The sequence below is a fragment of the Arthrobacter silviterrae genome (assembly GCF_011045165.1).
Lineage (GTDB): Bacteria > Actinomycetota > Actinomycetes > Actinomycetales > Micrococcaceae > Specibacter > Specibacter silviterrae.
Genome location: NZ_JAAKZI010000020.1, coordinates 73,445 through 80,190, shown reverse-complemented (window position 1 = coordinate 80,190; position 6,746 = coordinate 73,445). Strand labels below are relative to the sequence as shown.

5 protein-coding genes and 1 pseudogene are annotated in these 6,746 nt (G+C 64.2%); 2 read left to right on the top strand and 4 right to left on the bottom strand.

Going from position 1 to position 6,746, the window contains the following annotated elements; translation table 11 throughout:
* A pseudogene (locus tag G6N77_RS12270) lies at positions 1–486 on the top strand (hypothetical protein); the annotation flags it as partial.
* Here the strand turns inward: G6N77_RS12270 and G6N77_RS12265 are convergent.
* Together G6N77_RS12265 and G6N77_RS12260 are read right to left on the bottom strand one after the other, a co-directional pair.
* Positions 406–1,281 (bottom strand): universal stress protein, encoded by an 876-nt coding sequence (locus G6N77_RS12265; protein WP_165182448.1) that lies wholly within the window; start codon positions 1,279–1,281, stop codon positions 406–408. The pseudogene G6N77_RS12270 and the gene G6N77_RS12265 sit on opposite strands and share 81 nt — an antisense overlap.
* A 46-nt stretch (positions 1,282–1,327) precedes the next feature.
* Positions 1,328–2,713 carry an MBL fold metallo-hydrolase RNA specificity domain-containing protein gene (locus tag G6N77_RS12260; RefSeq protein WP_165182447.1) on the bottom strand — a complete coding sequence of 462 codons (1,386 nt, stop codon included), beginning with the start codon at positions 2,711–2,713 and terminating at the stop codon, positions 1,328–1,330.
* 273 nt (positions 2,714–2,986) lie between these two features.
* On the opposite strand from G6N77_RS12260, the gene G6N77_RS12255 reads away from it, so the two are divergent.
* Complete coding sequence (locus G6N77_RS12255) at positions 2,987–3,517, top strand: NUDIX hydrolase (RefSeq protein WP_165182446.1); 531 nt, start codon at positions 2,987–2,989, stop codon at positions 3,515–3,517.
* Here the strand turns inward: G6N77_RS12255 and mgtA are convergent.
* Positions 3,486–6,140 (bottom strand): magnesium-translocating P-type ATPase, encoded by a 2,655-nt coding sequence (gene mgtA / locus G6N77_RS12250; RefSeq protein WP_165182458.1) that lies wholly within the window; start codon positions 6,138–6,140, stop codon positions 3,486–3,488. The two genes, G6N77_RS12255 and mgtA, sit on opposite strands and share 32 nt — an antisense overlap.
* Positions 6,124–6,633: a universal stress protein gene (locus G6N77_RS12245; RefSeq protein WP_165182445.1), complete on the bottom strand. Its 510-nt coding sequence runs from the start codon at positions 6,631–6,633 to the stop codon at positions 6,124–6,126. The genes mgtA and G6N77_RS12245 overlap by 17 nt, the downstream gene beginning before the upstream one ends.
* Between the last annotated feature and the right edge of the window lie 113 nt (positions 6,634–6,746).

The following is a 6,746-nucleotide window of genomic DNA, read 5'->3' as shown; positions in this document are numbered from 1 at the left end:
GGCCTAGTCCCTCGCCCTGTCATGATGGTTGGCGACGGCATCAACGACGCCCCCGTGCTGGCCGTCGCCGACGTCGGCGTGTCCATGGGTGCCAAAGGTTCAACGGCCGCCAGTGAATCGGCCGACGTTGTGATATTGGTCGACGACCTTGGCAAGGCCGCCGCCGCCGTACGAATCGGCAGGGACACCATCGCGGTGGCCCTGCAAAGCATTTGGATAGGGATCATTCTCAGTGTTGTGCTCATGGCTCTGGCCGCCGTCGGACTGGTTCCGGCAGTAGCCGGCGCACTCAGCCAGGAATTCGTGGACCTCGCCACCATTCTCAATGCCCTGCGCGCGCTTAAGCCAAAGGAACATGCCGCCAAAACCGCCCAGGCCGCCATGCCCCGGGGGCAGGAATGTCTGTCACTTCGTTCCCACCAGGAACTTCCCCACGGGGCCCGAGGTCACCAGCAGGGGACAGGGAATACGGGCTTGGATGACTGACCCCATGGCACCTGGTCGCACGTGCATGATGCTTTCGCGACCGCGACTGCCCACCACCACCAATCCGGCTCCAGCGGCTGCGTTGGCCAGGGCTTCGGCGGGCCCGTGCCGTGTGTCAAGGATGCGATGAATCTCCAAACGCGGGTGGCGGGCCCTCGCGGTGGCGACAGCTGCGTCGAGGAGACGGGTGCCGGCCTCGGCCGCACCAGGCTGTACTGAAGGGCTTCGGGACTGTCCCGGCCTCCCCGAAACAGCATCACCCACAGCGTGCACAACAGTCAGCGCCTGCCCGCTCATCTCTGCCTCCCCGGCGGCCACCCTCAACGCCCTTTCCGCTTCAGGGGAGCCGTCAATGCCTGCCACCACGCCCGCACCGCGTGGATCGTCATTGGGAATGATCGCCACGGTGCAGTCGCTGCGGGTCACCAGCTGCAGGCCGACGGCGCCGAATCCCTCACCGTGCGCGTCCGCCGGCTTGTCGCTACCCACCACCACCATTCCGGCGTCGTGGGAGAGTTCCCCAAGCACCATGGCAGGTTCACCCCGCCGGACGGCCGTGTGGATAATGGCGCCGGGGAAAATGGATGCGAGCCGGTCCTTTTCGGCATCGAGGGCACGGACTGCCGGTTCAATCCCGTCCGTTGTCGGGCATGCTTCATGGGGATCCCAGATGTCCGGCACGGTCAGGACAAGGCGCATTTCGCTGCCGTACCGTTGCGCTCGCCGGGCGGCCCAGTCCGCAGCAGCCCTGGAGGCCGGTGAGCCGTCAATGCCGACGACGATGGTACTGGGCATTTGCCCCGCCTTTCAGTGCGGGAAGTTTCAAGGTAGTCACCGAAACCTACTTCGGATTCCTGAGGCTGATCGTTTCCAAATGCTCAGGAACGCGGGCATGCCACCCCAGCTCGTGCTTGATACGCAACCGCAGCGCATCGGCCGAATCGGGTTCCCCGTGCGTGATGTAGGTCATGCGCGGCGGCTTCGGCGCGGATTGCATCCAGCGCACTAGAGCGTCGGAGTCGGCATGGGCGGAGAATCCGTCAAGTGCTGCCACCTCGGCCCTGACCGTTACGTCCTCCCCATAGATCCTTAGTGTCCGCTGCCCGCCTGCCAGGGCTGCACCCCGCGTTCCGGGTGCTTGGTAGCCTGCCAGCACGATTGCGTTCTTCGGATCGCCGCCATAGGCGGAGATGTGGTGAAGGATCCTCCCGCCGGTCAGCATGCCGCTGGCGGAAATGACGATCATCGGGCCGCCTCGAAGGTTGAGCAGCTTGGATTCATCGGCCGTCCGGGTCATCGTTGCCAGCTTGTACATCGATGCAAAGTCCCTTGGGTTCAGACGATGTTCGTCCCGGTGCTGTTGATAGATGTGGGAGGCGTCAATAGCCATGGGGCTGTTGAGGAAGACCGGCACAGACGGGATCCCGCCGTGCGCCAGAAGGCGTGAAAGCGCCAAGAGCACAGTCTCGGCACGGCCCACGGCAAAGGCCGCGATGAGCACAACGCCACCCCGCTTGGCGACCCTCGTCACCAGCTGCCCCAGTTCTTCGGCTGGATCGGTGTCAGGGTGCGTCCTGTTCCCGTAGGTTGACTCGGTGACCAGCACGTCAACGGATTCCAATGGGCGCGGGGGCTTCATCAATGGATCGTCGGAGCGCCCCAGGTCTCCTGTGAAATGCAATCCCAGACCGCCGATTCGCAGGTGGACCTGTGCTGCCCCAAGTATGTGCCCCGCGGGAACCAGGGTTGCTTCGATGCCATCCGCCAATTCGAAGGGGGTGTCAAATTCCTGAACTTTGAAACTCTTCAGCGCCTTCACTGCGTCGGCTGCCGTATAGAGCGGCATGGGGGGATGGTGGACCGAGGAGCCCCGGTGCGCTGCGTATCGGGCCTCCTCCTCGAGCAGGTGACCGCTGTCCGGCAGCACCAGGCCGCTCAGCTCAGCCGTTCCCCCCGTGGCGTGGATGGGTCCGTCATAGCCGTCCCGGACAAGGGCGGGGAGGTATCCGGTGTGGTCAAGGTGTGCGTGGGTGATGACCACGGCGTCGATGGAGCTGGCTCGCACCGGCAGCGGGGCGCGGTTGCGCTCACGGAACATCTTGTAGCCCTGGAACAGCCCGCAGTCCACCAGGACGCGACGCCGGCCGGTGTCAATAAGGTATTTGGACCCCGTCACTGTTCCCGTCGCACCGAGAAAACGGAGACTTGGAAAGGGATTCGCTGCCATGGTATTCCTTCCTGCTCAAAGTGGCCTCCAGCCTGGCCTGCGCATCATAGGCGGGAGGTGTCGCAGCAGCCGATTGCCGGCACCGCGCATTCTCTTCTCCTCAAGTACAGCCGTGCCGCTGCCGCGCGCATAGAGGACAACGTCCCGTCAGCAGGAGGATGCCTTTTGGCCCTACCCGGCGACGTCGGGGACGGGCAGAATGCAGTGTGGATCGTATGTGATGGTGGTCCCTGCGGTGAAGGCCACCGAGAGTGAAAGGGCCCCACAATTGCCATGAATGAACTGAGCGCCGGAATCTTGCTTTACCGTCGCCATGAACCCGGAACCCAGGTCTTGATCGGCCACATGGGCGGACCTTTCTGGGCCCACAAGGATGCAGGTGCCTGGTCAATTCCCAAGGGAGAATGCAAGCCGGGTGAGGATCCGTGGCAAGCCGCCTTGCGTGAATTCGAGGAGGAAGTGGGCACGCCGGCACCGGCAGCGAACTACGTCAGCCTGGGCGAGTTCCATCAACGGTCCGGCAAGGTCATCAGGGTGTTTGCCGCCGAGTCGGAATTCGAGCTGGATCGGTTCATGAGCAATTCATTCCGGTTGGAATGGCCTCGCGGGTCCGGGCATATTGAGCAGTTTCCGGAAGTCGACGCCGTCAAATGGGTTGGGGAACGGGAGGCGCGCACATGCCTGGTTCGGGGCCAGCTTCCGATTCTTCAGTCCCTGTTGGACAGCCTCGAGGCCACTGATGCTGCCGCAGGCCGGCATACTTCGCCTCCACTCAATGGCGGGACAGAGTGCGGGCCACACTGAATCTCGCAGCACGTCGGTGGACACGGTGGAGACGGCCCCGCCGTCGGACCGTCGGAGGCTGCTGGGCAGCACGCGCAAAGAACCACTTCTTCGTTCCCTCGACGAGGACCAGGTACACGGCAATCATGCCCAACAGGGCCAAGAAGAATGGGACAGGCAGCGGATCAAAACCCAGCACCGGGCCCAGCGGCGACAGTGGCAACGCGACCCCGGCGGCGACCACGCCCAGGGAAGCCCACAAGAGGCCCGCGGACGGACGGCTCCGCACGAACGGTACCCGGCGGGTTCGGATGGCAAAGATGATCAGCGTCTGCGTGGCGATGGACTCGATGAACCATCCTGCACGGAACTCCCCCGGAACGGCGTTGAAAACAAACAGCATCAGGGCGAAGGTGGCGAAGTCGAACAATGAACTGATAGGGCCAAAGACCAGCATGAAGCGCCGGATGAAGGCTATGTCCCAATGGGACGGGGCCAGCAGCTGTTCCTTGTCCACCCGGTCGCCGGGAATGGCCAGCTGCCCCGTGTCGTAGAGCAGGTTGTTCAGCAGGATCTGCCCCGGGAGCATAGGCAGGAAGCTCAGCACCACGGACGCTGCCGCAGCGCTGAACATGTTGCCAAAATTACTGGAAGTCCCCATCAGGACGTACTTGATGGTGTTGGAGAAGATACGCCGACCCTCGCGAACCCCTTCGGCCAGAACGCCGAGGTCCTTGTCCATCAGGACGATGTCCGCCGCATCCTTGGCAACGTCGGCGGCACTTTCGACCGATATTCCGACGTCGGCATGGTGCAGGGCAAGGGCATCGTTGACTCCGTCTCCCAGAAAGGCGACGGCGCGGCCCTCCCGGCGCAACAAACTGATGATGCGGGCCTTTTGTTCCGGTGACACGCGGGCAAAGATGCCTGTCCCCGGCAGCGCCGCGGTGAGGTCGGCGTCCGTGAGCGCATCAACCTGGGCGCCGGTTAGTGTCCCCCCGGATTCCAGGCCCAGGTCCCGGCACACCTTTTCGGCAACCCTTGCGTTGTCTCCCGTGGCAATCTTGACGGCGATTCCCAGCCTGGCCAGCTCCTCCAGGGAGCCCTTGGCCTGGGGCTTGGGCCGGTCCAGAAAGACCAGGAAGCCAGCCAGGGCCAGGCCGCGCTCATCCGCTGGCCCGATCGTGTCCAGTCCCACTGCAGGCCTTGAGGCAACAGCAACAACGCGGGAGCCGGCGTCGTACTGGGCCTCCAGCATGGCCTGTGCCTCCGGCGGGGTGCCATCGCACAGTGGCAGGACGTCCTCGGGCGAGCCCTTCGTAAGGAGTACCTGGTTGCCGCCGCCCGCATCGGCAACCAAGGCGCTGGTGCGGCGGCGCCGGTGGTCGAAGGGGATGATGTCCAGCCGTTGGTGGCCGGCAGGCTCAAAGACCCTGGCTCCGGGCGCTTCCCACAGGGCCGCGTCCAAGGGGTTCTGGCCAATGAGGGAAGGGGTCCCGCGTGAATAGTCGGCCTCGGTGGCTTCCAGCCCCAGGACAAATAGCTCTGCCTCGGTGATGTCGGGCCGGGTGGGAATGGCAGCCGTGAAGCTGATGCGCCCCTCGGTGAGCGTGCCTGTCTTGTCGGTGACGAGCACATCCATGTCGCCCAGGTCTTCAATACACACCAGACGCTTGACGAGGACCTGCCGCCGCGCCAAGGCACGGGTGCCGGCGGCCAGGCAGGTGCTGACGACGGCGGGCAGCAGCTGCGGGGTGATGCCGACGGCAATGGCGAGTGAGAAGAGCAGTGAGTCGAGCAGCGGGCGGCCCAGCAGGAGGTTGGCAATGAAGATCAGCGTGGTCAGGGCGACGGCCACCTGCAGGAGCAGGTAGGAAAACCTTTTCAGTCCCAGCTGGAACTCGGTTTGGGGCTGGCGCTCCCCCAGTCCCAGGGCTATCCGGCCAAATTCCGCCCTGCCACCGGTCGCGACCACAACGCCGGTACAACTGCCTGACTGGACGATGGTGCCCATGAACAGGCAGCACGCCAGATCGCCCAGTGCGGCCTCCCCTGCAACGGTGGCAGGTGCCTTCTCCACCGGTAGGGACTCACCCGTGAGGATGCTTTCATCGCAGAGCAGGTCCTCACTGGCCAGCAGGCGGATGTCGGCAGGAATGACGGCCCCCAGGGACAGCCGGACAATGTCGCCGGGCACCAGCTCCACTACGCCGATTTGGCTTTCCCTGCCATCCCGAAGGACCACAATGGTATGCGTGACGCGTGAGTGAAGTGCCTCGGCGGCCCGTTCGGCCCGGAATTCATTGCTGAATCCCAAACCAACACTGACCACCAATATGACCCCAATGACCGTCGAATTCGTTGAATCCCCCAGGAACAGGGACACCCCGGCGGTGACAATCAACAGAATCAGGATGGGACTGCGCAACTGTCGTCCCAGCACCAGCCAAGGGTTCGCCCGGTGTGTGCGAAGGGCGTTGGGACCGGTCTCCACCAAACGCCGTTGAGCTTCGAGGCCGGAAAGCCCTTGCGTGCCTGACCCCATCGCAAGGAGCGCCTGTTCCGGCGTCAGCCGTGCAGCATGTGCAATTGTTGGTGTCGCGGCCCAGTCCCGGGTTGCCTCCGTGTCAGCCAGCCGGTTCATCGGCAGCACGCCGTTCATTTCCTTCCGTTGCCACCTCGGGGTCGGCCTCATGTTCCATCGCTCCGTGGACCACAAGGACGGGGCAACTTGCGTGCGCTGCACAGGCCGAGCTGACGGAGCCCAACAGCATGCCTGCAAATCCGCCGTGTCCCCGCGAGCCGACGATGATCATTTGTGCCGACTTTCCCTCGTCCACCAGCACCTTTGCCGGCTGGCCGCGCCGGCACTCGCCGATGAGGCCCGCGGGCGGCTTGTCCCCAAACGCGTCAACCAGGGCCGCTGCCAGCATGTGCTGGGCCGCCGGCTCGCCGTCCCACTCCGAAATGGCATAAGGACCGTACACCACTTCCATCTGCCAAGTGCAGACGGCCTTGATGACGGTACCCAGCGGGTCGGCCAGCTTTTCCGCCCACCGCAACGCCAAGACGGACTCGGGTGAACCGTCCACCCCCACCACTATGGGCAAACCATTTCGAGAAACCTGCTTGTCCATGGCACTACTTCCTTCACTGGTGAACAGTTGAACGGCGCCCCAACGGCACCGCATCGGGCCGTCCAGTCCACGGCAAACCCACAACCCGGCACGGCCTTCCAGCTCCAATGGTC

What these genes read in the sequence shown, in the direction of transcription:
- G6N77_RS12265 (WP_165182448.1), bottom strand. Translation starts at nt 1,281, where the DNA reads ATGCCCAGTACCATCGTCGTCGGCATTGACGGCTCACCGGCCTCCAGG.
- G6N77_RS12260 (WP_165182447.1), bottom strand. Translation starts at nt 2,713, where the DNA reads ATGGCAGCGAATCCCTTTCCAAGTCTCCGTTTTCTCGGTGCGACGGGA.
- G6N77_RS12255 (WP_165182446.1), top strand. Translation starts at nt 2,987, where the DNA reads ATGAATGAACTGAGCGCCGGAATCTTGCTTTACCGTCGCCATGAACCC.
- mgtA (WP_165182458.1), bottom strand. Translation starts at nt 6,140, where the DNA reads ATGAACCGGCTGGCTGACACGGAGGCAACCCGGGACTGGGCCGCGACA.
- G6N77_RS12245 (WP_165182445.1), bottom strand. Translation starts at nt 6,633, where the DNA reads ATGGACAAGCAGGTTTCTCGAAATGGTTTGCCCATAGTGGTGGGGGTG.